Here is an 18,700-nt window from a genome sequence, read left to right as displayed (position 1 = left end):
CTAAAATCGCCGGACCCCTTGGCGCTGACCGGGCGCCGGTGACAGGGTCCGTTCCGCCGAGGAGCGCGGGGTTTGCTCGCGCGATCGGCCAGTCAGTCTTTGGGGGCGTATCACATGCTTGGAACCGTCAGCCGCGCCGCGCTTGCGGCCGCTCTGCTCTTGTCGGCGGCGACGCCGGTCCTGGCGGCCGAGAAGGCCTCGCCGCCCGCCTCGGCGTCAGAGACCGCCCTGGCCGGAACCACGAGGATGGACGGCCTGTTGCCGGTCCATGTCGACAAGGCCAAGGGCCGCATCCTGCTATCCCTGCCGCCGGCCGACGCCGACGGCGTCAGCGGTCGCTTCATCTATGTCACCGCCCTGAAGACCGGCATGGGTTCGGCGCCCGTCGGCCTGGACCGCGCCGCCTTAGGCGACACGCAAATTCTGGTCTTCCGCCGTATCGGCAAGAAGGTGGTCGCCGAGTACGAGAACCCCAAGTTCACCGCCGCCGGCGCGCCCGCCGCCGAGCAGGCCGCCGCCCGCGAGGCCTTCGCCGTCTCGACGGTGTGGGCCGGCGACGTGGTGTCGGAGACCGCAGACGGCCGCATCCTGGTGGATATCTCCAGCTTCCTGACTCGCGACGTGATCGGCGCCGCCGACGCGTTGAAGCAGGCCGGCGAGCCCGGCTTCAAGCAGGTGATGGAGCTGTCGATCGCCGACCCGTCGGCGGTGAAGGTGTTCCCCGAAAACATCGAGTTCGAGGCTCGCGAGACCTTCGCTTCCGACACCCCCGGGCCCGAGAGCCGCAACATTTCGCCCGATCCCAAGCTGATGACGGTGATCGTCCGCCACTCGCTGGTGAAGCTGCCGGAGCCGGGCTTCGTGCCGCGCGCCTTCGATCCGCGTACGGGCACCTGGGGCGTGGTCGGTCTCGACTACGCCGTGCCGCTGGGCGAGGACATCGTCAGCCGCATGGCTCGCCGGTTCCGCCTGGAAAAGACCGATCCGACGGCCGCCGTCTCGACGGTGAAGAAGCCTATCGTCTTCTACGTGGATCGCGCCGCGCCGGAGCCGATCCGCAGCGCCCTGGTCGACGGGGCGCGCTGGTGGACCGCCGCCTTCGAGGCCGCCGGCTTCAAGGACGCCTATCGCGTCGAGGTGCTGCCTGAGGGCGTCGATCCGCTCGATATCCGCTACAGCATGATCAACTGGGTCGACCGCGCCACGCGGGGCTGGTCGATGGGCCAGTCGGTCTCCGACCCGCGCACCGGCGAGATCCTCAAGGGCTCGGTGCTGCTGGGCGCGCTGCGCGTACGCCAGGACATGCTGATCTTCGAAGGCCTGGTCGGCGCCGACCAGAACGGCAAGGGCGGTCCCAACGATCCGATCCAGGTGTCGTTGTCACGTCTGCGCCAGCTGGCGGCGCACGAGGTCGGCCACTCACTGGGCTTCGCCCACAACTTCGCCGCTTCCACCCAGGACCGCGCTTCGGTGATGGACTACCCCGCGCCGCGGGTGAAGTTGACGAACGGCAAGATCGACCTCTCCGACGCCTATGGCGTGGGCATCGGCGCGTGGGACAGGTTCACGGTCGACTGGCTGTATGGCGACGTCCCGGCCGGCGCGGCGGGCAAGCAGGTCCTGGCGACGAAGGCCGCCAACAACAAGCTGCGATACATCACCGATGGCGACTCGCGCGGCGCGGCTTCGGGCCAGCCGTGGGGCGCGCTGTGGGACGACGGGGCGGACTCGGTCGCCGAGCTCAAGCGGATGCTGGCCGTGCGCCGCGTGGCTATCGACCAGTTCGGCCTGAACGCCTTGAAGACCGGCGAGACGGTCGAAACGCTCAAGCGCAAATACGTGCCGATCTATCTGCTGCACCGCTACCAGCTCGAGGCGACGGTCAAGCAGGTCGGCGGCGTCGAGTTCAGCTATGCGGTCAAGGGCGACGCTGGGCAGGTCGCCCCGGTGGTCGCACCCGACAAGCAGCGCGCGGCCCTGGCCGTGCTGATGTCGGCCCTGTCGCCCGCCGAGCTGGACACGCCCGAGAAGCTGGTCCCGCTGCTGTCGGGCGGCCAGTCAGGCGAGTCCGACCGCCAGCACGTCATCGAGGTGTTCGGCGGCATGGGCGGGCCGGTCTTTGATCCGCTGGTGGCGGCCGATGTCGGGGCCGGCGTGGCGCTGGACCCGCTGCTGGCGCCCGAGCGCCTGGCGCGTCTGGTCGACCAGAAGCGCCGCGATCCGGCCCAGCTGGGCGTGGGCGAGCTGACCGACACCCTCCTGGCTACGGTGTTCGCCCCGGCCACGGGGCGTCAGGCCGAGATCGCCCGGCGGGTCCGCTGGCGCGCCGTGCTGGACCTCGCCGCCGCCGCCCGCGACGTGAAACGCTCGCCCCAGGCCGCCGCCGAGATCGACCTGAAGCTCTCGGAGCTGGCGACCCGCCTGAAGGCCGCGCCGGGCGCCGACGCTGCGGATCGGGCCCTGAACCTGCGTCTTGCGGCGTTGCTGCGCGACGACGAGGCGCTGAGCAAGGTGCTGGGCGACGCCAAGCTGAAGCCTGAAACCCCGCCCGGCATGCCGATCGGCGACAGCGATCCTGGCGTCGATTAGTCGAGGCTGACCTAAGGTCATCGACCGAAAATAAACGGTTGCAGCTTAAGCGTGGCGCGGGGATCAACCCGGCGTCACGCTTTCGCAAGGACCGACGAGTGGCATTGAAGGCGGCGCGACAGCCCGAACGGGTCCGCATCAAGCAGCGCGAAGCCGAGCTTCTGGTCGCGGCCCATGAGCGGTTCGTGAAACGCACGCCGGGCGGCCGCCGACTGGTGCTGCGGTTCGCGTTGATGGACGGGGTAGACCTGTCGACGCGCGACCTGTCGGACGCCGACCTGACCGGCTCGACCCTGATCAATTGCAAGTTCGACCGCTCGCGGTTCTCGCGCGCCTGCCTGTTCGGGGCCGACCTGCAGGCCAGCAGCTTCGTGGGCGCGTCGTTCGTCCGCGCCGACCTGCGCGGCGCGCGCTTCAAGGGCGCCAACCTCTCGCACGCCAACCTGACCCAGGCCGACCTGCGGGCCGGCCGTATCGCCATCTCCGACGAGGACACCAAGTTCGCTGTGCTGCGCCACAAGGTGTCGGCCGGCCAGCTGGACGGCGCCAACATCTCCGGCGCGGTGCTGGACCGCTCGCGCCTGGACGACGTCTCGGCCGCCGCCGCGGACTTCTCCGAATGCTCAATGCGCGGCGCCAAGCTGACCGGCGCCAACCTCAAGAACGCCAGCCTGCGCGGCGCGGTGATCGACAATGTCGACGTCACCGGCGCCAATCTGGAAAGCGCCGACTTCACCAACGCGGTGGTCACCAAGGTCGATCTGGCCAAGGCGGCCAGGACGATGGGATCGGTGATGACCGGCGCGCTGTGCGATCCCTCGACCGAGGCGACCGCCCGGGCGGCGATCATCTTCACCAAGCTGGCCGCGCACCGCGAATGGGTGACGACCGGCGGCAAGTCGGGCGAGCCGGCGGTGCTGGACGGCGAGGACCTACGTCCGATCGGCCATCTGGTCGGGGCCTTCCTGACCGCCGTCAGCGCCAAGAACGCCTGCCTGGCCGGCATGGACCTCAGCCGCATCTCGCTGCAGGGCGCCCTGCTGGAGGGGGCCGACTTGCGCGGCGTCAGCCTGCGTCAGGCCGATCTGCGCGGCGCCAACCTCAGCGGCGCCAATCTGGGCCAGGCCGATCTGCGCCGATCGATGCTGGCGGCTCTGCCGTTCAAGATCGATCGCGAGAAGGCCACCACGCTGGAACACGCCAGCCTGCGCTATGCCGACCTGCGCGAGGTCGATCTCGGCGACACCGACCTGGCCCTGGCCGACCTGCACTGCGCCAAGCGCACGCCGCTGGTCCCGACGCCGGTCGACGAACCGGAAGACGCCGAAGACGATGACGCCTTCGTCATCGACATGTAGTCAGGCCTGGATCCCGCGTCGCCAGGCCTGGAGCAGGGCGGGGCGGTGGTCGGGCGCGGCGATCGCGATCAGGGCCATGGCCCGCACCTCGCCCTCAAGCGGTCGCAGGTCGACCGCGCCATGCTCGGTGACCACCACGCCGATCTCGGACGCCGGCAAGGTGGGCGAAACGTCCAGGCGCGGGACGATACGGCTGACCGCGCCGCCCTTGGCGCTGGAGCCCAGGGCAATGATCGGCACGCCGCCCGGCGAGCGTTGCGCGCCGCGAATGAAGTCGGGCAGGCCGCCGGGCCCTGAAACCGCCTCGCCGTCCACCCACTCGGCGTTCACCTGTCCCAGCAGATCAACCTCGATGGCCGAGTTGACCGCCACGAAGTTCGGGATCGCCGCCAGCCGCTCCAGGTCGTGAGTGCGCAAAGCCGTGTCCATCAGCACGTTCGGCAGGCCGGGCGCCTGGTCGTAGAAGGCGCGCGAGCCCAGGAAACTGCCCGTCGTCACCCGGCTCAGCACGCCCTGGCGGATCAGGTCGGCGATCGGATCGCAGACCATGCCGCTGTGGGCGCTGAGGCCCTCGCGGCCGGCCAACCCGGTCCACAGCGCGTCGCCGATCCGGCCCAGGCCGCTCTGCACCGCCGCGCCGTTGGGGATCAGCGCGACGATGTGTTCGACGATCCGACGCTCGATCGGTCCCGGCGCGCGCACGGCGTATTCGGCCAAGGGGCTGTCGTGCTCGATGATCTCGTCGAAACTCTCAAGGCGGACGGTCAGCGAACCGGGCAGACGGGGCAGGGACGGGTTGAGGATTGCGATCTTCACCGCGCAGCGGTCCAGCGCCGTCGGGGCGAAGTCGGTGGTCGGCCCGAATGAGCACAGGCCCCGGTCGTCTGGCGGCGTGACCATGAACAGGCCCGCCGCATAGCGCATGCCGGCCACCCGTCGGGCGAAGCCGTTATAGGTCAGGGGCAACTTCTCGAACCGTCCCGCCGCCGCGATCGCGCGCCAGGCCGGCGACATGAATGGGCCGGACATCCGGGCGTCGGGACCCAGGCTGCTCCAGTCGAAGTTGTTCACGCCCGGCAGGAAGCCGCCCTCGAAGCTCGCCGACCCGCGCAGCGGCTCCAGCAGGCGCGACAGGGGCGCGGCGGCGAAAGGTTCGGTGGCCGATGAGCTGACGAAGACGCGCGGCCTAGGCAGTGGGCACCGCCCCAATATAGCCCAGGGTCGCGGCCCGGTGAACGGCCTGGGACCGTCCCGCCACACCCAGCTTTCCGGCGGCGTTGACGATGTGGAAGCGCACGGTCGGCGTGGCGATCCGGACGATCGAGCCGATCTCGCCGTCGGTCTTGCCGGCGGCGGCCCATTTCAGGACCTGAATCTCGCGTCGGGTCAGGCGAGCCTGCTCGCCGGCCGACTTCAGGTCCAGATCCTGGTAGGCGCCGGTCAGCTTCAGGGCCAGGGCGTGAAACTGGCTGGCGCGGGCCTCGAACACGCTCTTCACGTCGGTGGCGGCGTCGGGTGTCGCCCAGACCACGGCCCCGATCACGCCGCGCGGCAGGTAGGCCGGGGCGATGATCGCCGCGCCGACGCCGAAGCTGTCGGCCTGTTCGATCGCGCCCAGGGTCCGGGTCCAGGCCGCCTCGCGCCAGGTCGCCAATTGCCCGTTCTGGAAATAGAAGGGCTCTGCGGTGAAGCGCGTGGCGAACACGAACGGCGCGCGCAGGGCGAAGCTGGTGTCGCGCCAGTACTGCAGTTCCGGATCGATCCAGCGAAACACGCTCTCGGCCAGGGGGCGGCCATCCGTTCCCAGCATGGGCTTGGGGCTGCCGATGTCGGCGCTGGCGGCGATGTACGGCAGGCCGGTTTCGACGCCCAGCGCGGCGGCGTCACGCGCCAGGCTTTCGACGTCCTCCAGGCTCATCCGTTCCCCCTGTCATTTCCACTAGCTTGTTCCGACCCCGAGGGTTTCGCAACCTGACATCGAACGTCGCTCGATGAAGCGACGTCGCATGCACCGCCGGAAAAGGGCGGTTGGGGAGGTTTTGAATGAGACATTCGCTGTGGGCCGCGTCGGCCGCCGTCCTGGCTGCGTTGGCCACGGGGGGATCGGCCTTGGCCCAGGAGCAACTGGAAGAGGTGATCGTCACCGCGACCAAGAGTTCGGTCACCCTGCGCAACGTGCCGCTGTCGATCACCGCCGTGCGTGGCGAGACGCTGCAGGCCCAAGGCGTCACCAAGTTCCAGGACCTGACCGGAACGATCCCCAACTTCACCGTCTCGCAGAGCCCGATCTCCGACGTGATCGCCATGCGCGGCATCAATTCGGACCTGCAGGCGGCTGGCGAGCAGGCGGTGGCCACCTTCGTCGACGGCGTCTATCGCGGCCGGGGCGTGCAGTCGCGGTTCGCCTTCCTGGACATGGGCATGCTGGAAGTGGTGCGCGGCCCGCAAGGCACGCTGTTCGGCAAGAACACCGTCGGCGGGGCCCTGAACATCAGCTCCGCCAAGCCGACCAGCGAGTTCGACGGCGCGGCCTCTGTCAGCCGGGAGTTCGAGCAGGGCGAGACCGAGGCTCTGGGCTTCGTCTCCGGCCCGGTAAACGACAGCCTGCGCCTGCGGGCAGCCGTCCAGTACAACAAGATGTCCGACGGCTGGGTCGACAACAGCTATTACGACGAGGCCCAACCCCGCTACACCAACTGGGGCGCGCGCCTGTCGGCCGAAGCGGACCTGGGCCCCGACGCCAAGTTCTTCGCCCGCTACGATCACGGCGATTTCGACATCAAGGGCAGCCCGATCGAGATCATCAAGCTGGGCGGCGCGCTGGCCCCGCTGCTGACCAGCCTGGGCTCGGACGGCAAGATCGACGGCCGCACCCGCATCGGCAACAGCTCCGCCTTCCTCGACCTGGGCTCGGCCTATCTGATGAAGGGCGATTCCGACGAGGTGATGGGTCGCCTCGATCTGCGTCTGCCCATCGGCGACTGGACCACCATCGCCGCCTGGTCGGCCTATGGCTTCACCCGCGCCTTCGACGCCGACCTGGGTCCGCTGGACGTGCTGCAGGTCAAGCAGGTCGAGCAGTACAGCCAGGTCAGTCTGGAAAGCCGGATCAACTTCAAGCAGGTCGGCGCGCTGCGGTCGCTGGCCGGGATCTATCTGCAGGAATCGAACCTCGACAACGACGGCTGGACCTACGCCAACACCGTGCCGTTGGGCGTGCCGTTCCCGCCGCTGAACCGCTTCGGGGTCTTCGATCAGGAGAGCAAGCTGTGGGCCGTGTTCGGCCAGGCGACCTGGGAGATCACCGACAAGCTCGAGGCCACCGGGGGGCTGCGTTACGCGTCCGAGAAGAAGGACGCCCACCAGCTGATCACCCTGACCAACGCCGTGACCGGCGGGGCGCTGCCGGCGCCGGTGCTGGCGGTGCTGGCCAATGCGGTGCTGGAGGCCACGCCGCACGACCTGCGTCCCAGCAGTAAGGAGGATGACGTCTCGTGGTCGGCCAATCTGCGCTGGAGCCCGACGCAGGACGCCAGCCTCTATGTCAGCGCCGCCCACAGCACCCTGGGCGGCGGTTTCAACGCGGCCTATTTCGGCACCGGCGGCGCGCGCGTCGGCGAGACGGCCGAGCAGTATCAGTCCCGGATGCTGAAGGAGATCGCCTACAAGCCCGAAAAGGCGACCTCGTACGAGATCGGGGCCAAGCTGAAGTTCGGGGCCAGCGCCGACCTGAACCTCGCGGCGTTCCACGTCACCTACGGCGACATCCAGACCTCGCAGTTCACCGGCGGCACGTCCTATGTCGTCGGCAACGCCGCCGCAGCCGAGGCCAAGGGGTTGGAGCTGGACGGCCGCTGGCGGGCCAGTGAGGCGCTGAGCTTCAACGCCGCCGTCGGATACATCGACTTCCAGTACACCGACTACAAAAACGCCGGCTGCACTGTGGCCCAGATCGCGGCGGGCGGCTTCGCAAACGGCGCCCTGTGCTCGGCGGCGGGCGTCAACGATCTCACGGGGCGGACCAACCAGATCACCCCGAAGGTCACCGCCAGCCTGGGCGCGCGCTACGTGGCGCCGATCGGGTCCTACCGCCTGACGTTCGACGGTCAGGCCAACTATGTCGACGACTACTACGGCGCCCAGGACCTGGATCCGAACACGCTCCAGAAGGCGGCGACCAAGATCAACCTGCTGGTCGGCTTCGGTCCCGAAAGCCGGGCCTGGGCGGTGGAGTTCGTCGGTCGCAACCTGACCAATGAACGGACCTTCCAGACCGCCAACGACGTACCGTTGGCGACCGGGTCGTACTTCGCCACCACCGAGCGTCCGCGTTCGATGGCGCTGCGCCTGCGGCTGAATTTCTAGACCTCGCCATCTCGGTAACTCGGCCGGCGGCTCGCCCGTCGGCCGGTCTTTTCGGAGCTTCTCGTGAACCTAGACCTCGGCGCGGAGGACCTGCGCTTCCGTGACGACGTGCGGGCCTTTCTGGATCGCGCCCTGACGCCCAGCCTGCGCGAGGTGGGTCAGCGGGCGACCAGCGTCTTCACCGACAAGCGCCACAGCCTGGCTTGGCAGAGGATCCTTCATCAGCAGGGCTGGGTGGCGCCTGCCTGGCCGGTCGAGCATGGCGGGACGGGCTGGAACGAGGTGCGTCGCCACATCTTCGCGGCCGAATGCGCGGCGGCGGGCGCGCCCAACCTCGCGCCCATGGGCCTGAAGATGGTCGGGCCGGTGATCATGCGGTTCGGCACGCCCGAGCAGAAAGCCCGCTACCTGCCGCGCATCCTGTCGGGGGAGGACTACTGGTGCCAGGGCTATTCCGAGCCGGGCTCGGGCTCGGACCTGGCCTCCTTGCAGATGAAGGCCGTGGCCGATGGCGACGATTATGTGCTGAACGGCTCGAAGATCTGGACCACCCACGCCCAATGGGCGACGCACATGTTCTGCCTGGTGCGCACGCGGGCCGAGGGCAAGCCCCAGGCGGGGATCACCTTCCTGTTGCTGGACATGACCACGCCGGGCGTGCGGGTCGAGCCGATCATCACCCTGGCCGGCGAACACGAGGTCAATCAGGTGTTCTTCGACGACGTCCGCGTGCCGATGTCGGGTCGAGTGGGGCCGGAGAACGACGGCTGGACGGTGGCCAAGTATCTGCTGGAGTTCGAGCGCGGCGGCGGCGCGGCGGCAGGGCTGAAGGTCTGCCTCAAGCGCCTGCGCGAGATCGCCGCCCTGGAGGCCGAGGACGGCGTGCGGCTGATCGACGATCCGGCCTTCCGCCGCCTTCTCTCGGAAGCCGAGGTCACGGTGCAGGCCGTCGAGATGGGCGAGCACCGGGTGCTGTCGGCGGTGTCCACGGGGCGCAATCCCGGACCGGTGTCTTCGATGCTGAAGGTGCAGGGCGCCGAGGCCATGCAGAAGCTGGACGAGATCGGCGTCGAGGCCGCGGGTCACTACGCTGCCGTGCATCAGCTGTCGGCGCGCGAGCCGGGCTCGAACCTGCCGATCGTCGGGCCCGAGCACGCCATGGTGCTGATGGCCCGCTACCTCAACAACCGCGCGGCCTCGATCTATGGCGGCTCGAACGAGATCCAGCGCGACATCATTGGACGGCTGGTTCTGGGGTTGTGACCAGAAAAACTCCGTTGAGCCCGGCAGGACCGCGCGTAGGGTAGCGTTATAAAAGCCGCTCGCGCGGACGGGCGGCATCCGGGAGGACGCCATGAACGCCCACGCGCCGATCGTCGCCGATGCGCTCGACTATGCCGGCCTGACCGTCACGCCCGTCAGCACGGTGCTGGGGGCTGAGATCTCGGGGCTGGACCTGCGTCAGCCGCTGTCTCCGGAGACTGTCGCGGCGATCCGCGCGGCCCTCCTGCGCCACAAGGTGGTGTTCTTCCGCGACCAGGACATCAGCCACGAAGACCATGTCCGTTTCGGGCGCTATTTCGGCGACCTGGAGGGCCATCCGGTCACCAGCCACGTGCCGGGCTTCCCCGAGATCCTGCATATCGAGGCCGCTGACGGCATGAAGCTGCGCGAGGAGATCGTGCCGCTGGTCCGTGTCGCCAACAAGTGGCACACCGACGTCACCTTCCGCGCCGCGCCGTCCATGGGCGGAGTGCTGCGTATGCGCGATATGCCGCCTCTGGGCGGCGACACCTTGTTCGCCGACACCGCCGCCATCTATCGGGATCTTCCCCAGGCGCTGAAGGACAAGCTGGCGACCCTGACTGCCGAGCACGACATCCTGCAGAGTTACGGCTATCGCGTTGACGAGGCCAAGCGCCAGGAGCTGCGCGCCGCCTATCCGCCGATGATCCATCCGGTTATCCGCACCCATCCTGAGACCGGCGACAAGCACCTGTTCGTCAACAAGGTCTTCACCACCAAGATCCTGGGTCTGCCGGAGGACGAGGCCAAGACTCTGTTGGCCGACCTGCTGGATCGCGTGAAGACGCCTGAATACCAGGTGCGCTTCCGCTGGACGCCGAACGCGATCGTCTTTTGGGACAACCGCGCGACCCAGCACTACGCGATCCTCGACTACTGGCCGCAGGAGCGGATCGTCGAGCGCGTCACCATCGTCGGCGACGCGCCCTATTGAGGGTAGGCCTTACCCGCCGATCAGCCAGTCGCCGGTCAGGCTGGTGGAGGTGACGTTGGCCAGGATGATCTGGTCGCCGTTGCCCAGGTCGATGATCGTGTTGGCCCCGCTCTGATAGACGGTGTGGGCCTGGCCGGGATCCAGCTGGATGCGGTCGCCCTGGGCGCGGTTGAAGTCGGTGATCAGGTCCTGGCCCGCGCCGGCGAAGCTGTAGAAGATGTCCGCGCCCGCGCCGCCGGTGAGGGTGTCGCTGCCACGGTCGCCCGCCATCCAGTCGTTGCCGTCGTCGCCGTACAGGACGTCGTCGCCCTGGCCGCCGCGCACCCAGTCAGCGCCCGCGCCGCCGTAGCAGGTGTCGTTGCCCAGGTTGCCATAGACGACATCGTCGCCGTTCTCGCCGTACAGCAGATCGTTGTTCTGGCCGCCGACCACCCAGTCGCCGCCTTCGCCGCCGTACTCGACGTCGTTGCCGACATTGCCGTTGATCTGGTCGAAGCCGGCGCCGCCATAGATGGTGTCGTTGCCGTCGTTGCCGTCCAGACGATCGTCGCCGGCCAGGCCGTTGATCGTGTCGGCGCCGGCCTCGCCGCGCAGCCAGTTGCCCAGCGCGTTGCCGTTGAGGGTGTCGGCGCCCGACCCGCCGCGCGCGTCCTCGATATCGGCGCCCATGGCGATGGCGACATTGCCCACCAAACCGCCGACGTCCGAGAAGAAGCCCTGCTGCAGGTTGATCAGCTGGTTGCTGGAATAGCCCGAGAAGTCGAGGGTGTCCTTGCCGCCGGCGTCCCAGACGGCGAACACCAGCTTGGTGCTGGCCGAAGTCGCCTCGAACCAGGCCCGGCCGGCGGTCGAGTTGAAGCCGTAGACTGTGTCGCCGGTCCGCGTCGTCATGTTGGCGCCGTACTCCTGCTGCGCGGCCGAGATGTCGTCGAGCAGGGGCGAGGAGGCATAAGCGCCGTTGTAGTTGGCGCCGGTGTTCCGCTCGCTGAAGTAGCTCATCACCGTGTACTGGCGAGAGTCTTCATAATAGTCGGCGTCGGCCGCGTAGGTCGGCGAGGTTGCGCTGTCGGCGTCGTATTCCGAGGGGTGGGCCAGGCCGATGGCGTGACCCAGTTCGTGGACCAGCACCATGCCGCCATAGTTGCTGGCGGTGGGCGTAACGTTGTAGCCGAGGGTGCTGTTGACCCAGATGTCACCGCTGCGCGACGAGCTCGCCGTGCTGCCCGGATAGTAGCCGAAGGCCGCGGCGCCATCGTTGCCGGTGGCGTAGTTGCTGAACAGGATCGTGGCCTGGTCCGAATAGGCGGCTTCGCCCGACGTCCCGGCGCCCACGCGCGTGAACTTGATGTTGGCCACGTCCGACCAGGCCGTCAGGGCCAGTTCGGCCTGCTGGATCTGGGCGGCGTTGAACCGCGAGAAGCCGCCGGTGTCGTCCGGATACGAGGACGGGGCGCTGGCGCGGAAGGCGTAGGTCACCGTGAACCCGACACCCAGGGCGCCGGACCAGCCGGGATCGCCGCCGATCAGCTTGAATCCGGCGGCTTCGACCGACAGGCTGGGCTTGCCGCCCGCCGTCGTATCGGCCCGCGCGTCAGCGTTCAGGTAGAATTGCGGGTCATCCGATTGCTGGGAAGACAGCCGATCCGACTGCAGCGAAGCATCATACGCCATGGCGACTTCTCACAAGGACAAGGGTCCCCCGACCCGGATCGGAACCTAGGTGTCCGACCGGGCCGTCACAATCTGCGACAGGCGCGGCCTTTGGACGCGCCTGCAACAGTAAAGCTTTAGTGAAAACGGGAGCTTAACAGCGAAACCGCTTTCCCTGTGAGATGAAGCCGCCAGCGTGGCGGATGTTCCTCAGGCGGCCCCCTTCGTAGCGGGCGTCCAGCCGCCGCCGAGCGCCTTGTAGATGGCCACGACGTCGGTGTTAACGCCGGTCTCGGCGACGCTGAGGGCGTCCTCGGCGGCCAGCAGGGTGCGTTCGGCGTCCAGCAGCACCAGGAAGTCGATGCCGCCTTCCTTGTACTGGATGCGGGCCAGCTCGGCGGCGCGGCGCGAGGCCGAGGCCTGATCGGTCAGGCTCTTCAGCTGGGCCTGTTGCTGGCGATAGGAGACCAGGGCGTTTTCCAGGTCTTCCAGCGCGCGCAGCACCGTCTGGTCATAGGACGCCAGGCTGGCGTCGCCGCGCGCCTCGGCCGCCTTCAGCCGCGCATGGGCGCCGCCGAGGTCCAGGGCCGGCCAGCTGACGCTGGGCGCGACCGACCAGGCCTGGCTCGCGCTGTTGCCGAAGCCCGAGGTCGTGCCCGACAGGAAGCCGACGAAGCCGGTCACCCGAACGCGTGGGAAGAGGTCGGCCGTGGCCACCCCCACCTTGGCGGTCTGGGCGGCCAGGCGGCGCTCGGCGGCCTGGACGTCGGGGCGGCGGCGCAGCAGCTCGCCGGCGTCGCCGATCGGCAGGGCCGCGACTCGGGGACGGATCTCGGTCTCGCGGGCGACCAGCAGGGGGTCCAGCGCGCCGGGGCGCTGGCCGGTCAGCACGGCCAGGCGGTGGTTGTAGATCTTCTCGGCGGTGACAAGCGCCGGGATGACCGCCTCGGTGGCGTTCAGGCGGGCCTGGGCCGAGGCGACGTCGATCGGGCTGCCGGCCCCGGCGTCGAACCGGACGCGGGTCAAGCGCACGGTCTCGCGCTGGGTGCCCAGGTTGCGCTGGGCGACGGCCAGGCGGGCCTGGGCGCCGCGCAGTTCCAGATAGTTCCGGGCCACCTCCGCGGCGATGGTCACCTGGGCGTCGCGCAGGTCGGCCTTGGCCGCTCCGCTTTCAGCGCGAGCGGCCTCGACGCCGCGACGCACCCGGCCGAAGAGATCGATCTCCCAGCCGGCGTCGAAGCCGGCCTGGTAGGTCTCGCTCTCGACCCGCTGACCGTTTGAGCCGGGCTGTTGCTGGTCGCTCTTCTGATAGGCGCCGCTGGCGGTGACGCGGGGCAGCTGGTCCAGGCGCGCGTCCTTGAACAGGGCGCGGGCCTCGTCAACCCGGGCGACCGCGATGCGGATGTCCAGGTTGTCGCCCAGGGCCTTGGTCACCAGCTGATCCAGCACCGGGTCGCCGAAGCTCTTCCACCAGTCGGCTTCGGGCGTGGCGGTGATGAAGGTGTCGGCGGCGGCGTTCTGGAACACCGCCGGCGGCGTGGCCGGGGTCTTGTAGTCGGGCCCGACGGCGCAGGCGGCGGCGAGGAGGGAGACGCCGGCGATCAGGAGGGCGCGAGCGGTGCGACTAGCCCCCTCCGCGCCTGCGGCGCTCCTCCCCCATAGGGGGAAGATGAAGGTCGGCGCCTTTCCTCTTCCCCCTATGGGGGAGGACGGCTGCGCAGCAGCCAGGAGGGGGCGAGTGGTCGAGGTGTTCATCGGACAAATCCTCAGTGCGAGGCCACGACGTCGGACGTCGGGGTCGGGGCCGCCTTGACCACCCGACGGGCGGCGTTGCGACGGATGACGAAGTAGAAGATCGGGGTCAGGATCAGGCCGAAGACCGTGACGCCCAGCATGCCGGAGAACACCGCCACGCCCATCGCCTTGCGCATCTCCGAACCCGCGCCATGGCTGACGACCAGCGGCCACACGCCCATGATGAAGGCGATCGAGGTCATCAGGATCGGCCGCAGGCGAAGGCGACAGGCTTCCAGCACCGCTTGCAGCGGCGTGTCGCCATGCTCCTCTCGCTCCTTGGCGAATTCGACGATCAGGATGGCGTTCTTGCAGGCCAGGCCCACCAGCACGATCAGCCCGATCTGGGTGAAGATGTTGTTGTCGCCATGGGTCAGCAGGACGCCGGCCAGGGCGGACAGCAGGGTCATCGGCACGATCAGGATGACGACCAGCGGCAGGGTCCAGCTTTCGTACTGGGCGACCAGCACCAGGAAGGCCAGCAGCACGCAGAGCGGGAAGATGTAGACCGCAGAATTGCCGGCCAGGATCTGCTGGTAGGTCAGCTCGGTCCACTCATAGCCCATGCCGTTGGGCAGTTCCTGCTTGGCCAGGTCTTCCAGCGCCTTCTGGGCCTGGCCGGACGAGAAGCCGGGCGAGGGGCCGCCGTTGATCTCGGCGGTCAGCATGCCGTTGTAGTGGCTTTCGCGGTCGGGACCGGTGGCCTCCTTGAAGCTGACGAAGCTGCCCAGCGGGATCATCTGACCCGAGCCGTTGCGGGTCTGCAGGCGCAGCATCTGTTCCGGTTGCAGGCGGAATTTCTGGTCGGCCTGGACGTTGACCTCGTAGGTGCGGCCAAAACGGTTGAAGTCGTTGACGTACAGCGAGCCCAGATAGACCTGCATGGTCTCGAAGAGGTCAGTCAGCGACACGCCCGAGGCTCGCGCCTTTTCGCGGTCGATGTCGGCCTGGATCTTCGGCACGCCCACTTGATAACTCGAGAACACGCCGGTCAGGGCGGGGTCCTGGCGGGCCTTGTCCATCAGGTTCTGGGTCGCCTTGTACAGCTCGTCCGAACCCAGGCCCGCCTTGTCGACGATCTGCATGCGGAAGCCGCCGATGGTGCCCAGGCCCTGAACCGAAGGCGGCGGGAAGACCGCGATCTGGGCGTCGGGGATGGCGCCGAACTTCTGGTTCAGCGCGCCGACGATGGCGCCGGCCGAGGTGTCCTTGCCCTTACGATCCTTGAAGTCGTCGAGGGCGAAGAAGATCGCGCCCGAGTTGGGGCTGTTGATCAGGCCGTTCACCGACAGGCCGGGGAAGGCGATGGCGTGTTTGACGCCCGGCACCTTCAGGGCGATGTCGCCCATCTCGCGGACAACGGCTTCGGTGCGGTTCAGCGAGGCCGCGTCGGGCAGTTGCACCACGGCGACGACATAGGCCTTGTCCTGCTGCGGCACGAAGCCGCCCGGGGTCTTGGCGAAGGCGCCGATCGTCAGCAGCAGCAGCACGCCATAGATGATCAGGCCGGCGGTCGACCGGCCCAGGCTCTTGGCCACGCCGTTGACGTAGCCGTTGGAAGCCTTGGCGAAGAAGCGGTTGAACGGGTTGAAGAGCCAGCCCAAGGCCGCGTCGATCATCTTCTGGAAGCGGTCCTTAGGCGCGTCGTGGCTCTTGAGGAGCACGGCGGCCAGGGCCGGCGACAGGGTCAGGGAGTTGAAGGCCGAGATCACCGTCGAGATGGCGATGGTCAGGGCGAACTGACGGTAGAACTGGCCCGACAGGCCGGTGATGAAGGCGGTCGGGATGAACACCGCGCACAGCACCAGCGCCGTGGAGATGATCGGTCCGGTGACCTCGCTCATGGCCTTGCGGGTGGCCGCGGCCGGTTCGAGGCCATTGGAGATATTGCGCTCGACGTTCTCCACCACGACGATGGCGTCGTCGACGACGATCCCGATGGCCAGCACCAGGCCAAACAGCGTCAGGGCGTTGAGGCCAAAGCCCAGCATCAGCAGCACCGCGAAGGTGCCCACCAGAGACACGGGCACAGCGATCAGCGGAATGATCGAAGCGCGCCAGCCTTGCAGGAACAGCACCACAACCAGGACCACCAGGATGATGGCCTCGATCAGGGTGTGGACCACCGAGTCGATGCTCTCATGGACGAAGGCGGTGGTGTCGTAGACGATCTCGTAGTCGACGCCTTCAGGGAACTCCTTCTTGAGCTCCTGCATCGTCTTCTTGACCTCGGCGGCCATGGCCAGGGCGTTGGAGCCGGGGCGCTGGAAGATCGGCATGGCCACGGCCGACTTGTTGTCGAGCAAGGATCGCAGGGCGTAGTTGTTGGCGCCCAGCTCCACGCGGGCCACTTCGCCCAGGCGGGTGATCTCGCCGTTGTCGCCCGAGCGGATGATCACGTCGCGGAACTGCTCCTCGTCGGTCAGGCGGCCAGGCGCGTTGATCGACAGCTGGAAGTCCGAGCCCATGTCAGTGGGCGGCGCGCCGAGTTGGCCGGCAGCCACCTGGACGTTCTGCTCGCGCAGGGCCTTGACCACGTCGCCAGCAGTCATGTTCAGCGAGGACAGCTTTTCCGGGTCCAGCCACACGCGCATCGAGTAGGCGCCAGCGCCGAAGATCTGCACGTCGCCCACGCCGTCGACGCGCTTGATTCGGTCCTTGATGTTCAGCTGGGCGTAGTTGCTGAGGTACAGCATGTCGTAGCGATTGTTCGGCGAGGTCATGTGCACGACCATGGTCAGGTCGGGCGAGGCCTTGTCCGTGGTCACGCCGATGCGCTGCACCTCCTGGGGCAGTTTCGGCAGGGCCTGGGCGACGCGGTTCTGCACCTGCACCTGGGCCTTATCGAGATCGGTGCCGAGGGCGAAGGTGACGGTCAGCACCATCGCGCCGTCGGCGGCCGAGGCCGACGACTGATACAGCATGCCTTCGACGCCGTTGATCGCCTGCTCCAGCGGAGCGGCGACGGTCTGGCCGATGACGGAAGGGTTGGCGCCCGGATAGGCGGCGCGCACGACCACGGTCGGCGGCACCACTTCTGGATATTCCGAGATCGGCAGGCGCGGCAGCGCCACCAGCCCGGCGATGAAGATGACGATCGAGAGCACGGCGGCGAAGCGCGGTCTGCTCACGAAGAACTTGGAGAAATTCATGGGAGGCGTCCGGGGAGGAGGCGAAGAGGGGGTAAGCATTGGGCCGCACGGGGCCCGCCCTCGTCCTTCGACGAGCTCAGGATGAGGGCTACTGTTCGGTCGGTTCAGTCGGAAACCTCATCCTGAGCCTGTCGAAGGACGAGGTTTCCGAGATGGGATCAGCGCTGCTGGACGGTGTCGGCCAGGGCCACCCGTTGCGGCCCCGATTCCAGCTGGCCAAGGTCGCTCGTGATGTCGGTCTTGATGGTCACCGGGTTGACCGTGTCGCCCGGCTTGACCTTCTGCAGGCCGCCGACGATCACCCGGTCGCCGGGTTTCAGGCCCTGGCGAATGATGCGCAGGTTGCCGGCCAGAGGGCCGATCTCGACGGGGCGGTACTCGGCCTTGTTGTCCTTGCCCACCACAACGACGAAGCGCTTACCGAGGTCGGTGGCCACCGCGCGGTCAGGCGCCAGGGCCACGGTCTGCGAGGCGTCGCTGACCAGGCGGATGCGGGCGAACAGGCCCGGCGTGAACCGGCCGTCGCCATTGGCGAAGATGGCTCGGCCGCTGATGGTGCCGCTCTTGGCGTCCATGGCGTTGTCGATGAAGGCCAGCTTGCCCATGTGCGGATAACCGTCCTCGGTCATCAGGCCCATATAGACCGGGCTCTGCTTGCCGCGTTCGGCCGCCGCGTACTTCAGGAAGGTCTGCTCGTCGGCGTTGAAGGCCGCGTAGATCGGGGTGTCGGACACCACGGTCGTCAGCAGGTCGGCCTGGGTCACCAGATTGCCGCGGGTGATCAGGGCCTTGGAGACCCGGCCGTCGATCGGCGAGACCACGCGGGTGAACTCCAGGTTCAGCTTGGCGGTCTGGTAGGCGGCGTTGGCGGCGGCGAGGTTGGCCTGGGCGGCCTTTTCTTCCGACGACAGGCGGTCGAACTCGCTTTGCGCCAGGGCGTTCTGCTCGATCAGGCGACGACCGCGCTCGCGGTTGACGATGGTCAGATCCCATTGGGCCTTGGCGCGGGCGACTTCTGCGGCGGCGCGGTTGGCCTCGGCCTGGAACGGGCGCGGGTCGATCTGGAACAGCACCTGGCCCTTGGAGACGCGAGCGCCTTCCTGGAAGCGAGCGCCGTCGACATAGCCGCCGACGCGGGGGCGGATCTCTACGGTGTCGATGGCCTCGAGGCGGCCGGTGAAGTCATCCCACTGGCGCAGCGACTTGAAGGACACGGCGGTGACGGTGACCTGGGCGGGCGGCGGGGCGGCTTCCTGCTTGGCCTGGGCGCCGCAGGCGGCCAGCACGGCCATGGCGGCCAGGCCGGCGAGCGAGGTGAGAACGGGTTGGATGCGCATGGTGTGTCCTGCCGAAGGGCGTGGAGAACGGGGAGGAAGCAGTGTGGCGGTCATGCCTGGGGTCATTCCCAGACCGGGCGGCGGGTGCGGCGGCTGGACTTGGATGCGGTCCAGTCATCGCCCGGCGCGGTCCTCGCGGCTTGTCCGATCCACTGACGAATTGGACGGACGTGCAGTCGCGCGGCGGCCAACCAACCCAGGCGGCTGGCGGGCGGG

11 protein-coding genes are annotated in these 18,700 nt (G+C 68.3%); 5 read left to right on the top strand and 6 right to left on the bottom strand.

Annotated features, from left to right (window positions below; translation table 11 throughout):
• The first annotated feature begins 114 nt into the window (after positions 1-114).
• Positions 115-2,589, top strand: coding sequence for a zinc-dependent metalloprotease (locus AC1RUS_RS16765; protein ID WP_492917730.1), 2,475 nt, complete (start codon positions 115-117; stop codon positions 2,587-2,589).
• A 98-nt stretch (positions 2,590-2,687) separates the two neighbouring features.
• Entirely contained in the window at positions 2,688-3,947 is a 1,260-nt protein-coding gene (locus AC1RUS_RS16760) for a pentapeptide repeat-containing protein (protein ID WP_492917729.1), read from the top strand.
• On the opposite strand, the gene AC1RUS_RS16755 is transcribed toward AC1RUS_RS16760, so the two are convergent.
• On the bottom strand, positions 3,948-5,156 hold the full coding sequence (locus tag AC1RUS_RS16755; protein ID WP_492917728.1) for an acetyl-CoA hydrolase/transferase family protein: 1,209 nt from the start codon (positions 5,154-5,156) through the stop codon (positions 3,948-3,950).
• Positions 5,134-5,865: a helix-turn-helix transcriptional regulator gene (locus AC1RUS_RS16750; protein WP_492917727.1), complete on the bottom strand. Its 732-nt coding sequence runs from the start codon at positions 5,863-5,865 to the stop codon at positions 5,134-5,136. The genes AC1RUS_RS16755 and AC1RUS_RS16750 overlap by 23 nt, the downstream gene beginning before the upstream one ends.
• Before the next feature lie 125 nt (positions 5,866-5,990).
• On the opposite strand from AC1RUS_RS16750, the gene AC1RUS_RS16745 reads away from it, so the two are divergent.
• The 3 genes from AC1RUS_RS16745 (at position 5,991) to AC1RUS_RS16735 (ending at position 10,551) form a co-directional block, all read left to right on the top strand.
• Entirely contained in the window at positions 5,991-8,312 is a 2,322-nt protein-coding gene (locus AC1RUS_RS16745; RefSeq protein WP_492917726.1) for a TonB-dependent receptor, read from the top strand.
• A 63-nt stretch (positions 8,313-8,375) separates the two neighbouring features.
• A complete protein-coding gene (locus AC1RUS_RS16740) occupies positions 8,376-9,575 on the top strand; it encodes an acyl-CoA dehydrogenase family protein (protein WP_492917725.1) in 1,200 nt (399 codons plus the stop codon).
• A 91-nt stretch (positions 9,576-9,666) separates the two neighbouring features.
• Entirely contained in the window at positions 9,667-10,551 is an 885-nt protein-coding gene (locus tag AC1RUS_RS16735) for a TauD/TfdA dioxygenase family protein (RefSeq protein WP_492917724.1), read from the top strand.
• A 9-nt stretch (positions 10,552-10,560) separates the two neighbouring features.
• On the opposite strand, the gene AC1RUS_RS16730 is transcribed toward AC1RUS_RS16735, so the two are convergent.
• From AC1RUS_RS16730 to AC1RUS_RS16715, 4 genes are all read right to left on the bottom strand, one after another.
• Positions 10,561-12,222, bottom strand: coding sequence for a M10 family metallopeptidase C-terminal domain-containing protein (locus tag AC1RUS_RS16730; protein ID WP_492917723.1), 1,662 nt, complete (start codon positions 12,220-12,222; stop codon positions 10,561-10,563).
• 189 nt (positions 12,223-12,411) lie between these two features.
• Positions 12,412-13,956, bottom strand: a complete 1,545-nt coding sequence (locus AC1RUS_RS16725) for an efflux transporter outer membrane subunit (RefSeq protein ID WP_492917722.1) — start codon at positions 13,954-13,956, stop codon at positions 12,412-12,414.
• Positions 13,957-13,967: 11 nt separating this feature from the next.
• Positions 13,968-17,147 (bottom strand): efflux RND transporter permease subunit, encoded by a 3,180-nt coding sequence (locus AC1RUS_RS16720; RefSeq protein ID WP_492917721.1) that lies wholly within the window; start codon positions 17,145-17,147, stop codon positions 13,968-13,970.
• 158 nt (positions 17,148-17,305) lie between these two features.
• Positions 17,306-18,484 carry an efflux RND transporter periplasmic adaptor subunit gene (locus tag AC1RUS_RS16715; RefSeq protein WP_492917720.1) on the bottom strand — a complete coding sequence of 393 codons (1,179 nt, stop codon included), beginning with the start codon at positions 18,482-18,484 and terminating at the stop codon, positions 17,306-17,308.
• Positions 18,485-18,700 lie beyond the last annotated feature (216 nt).

The organism is Caulobacter sp. GW821-FHT10F06, assembly GCF_058809215.1.
The sequence above is the reverse complement of the archived record's forward strand: the minus strand, read 5'-3'. Positions and strand labels throughout refer to the sequence as shown.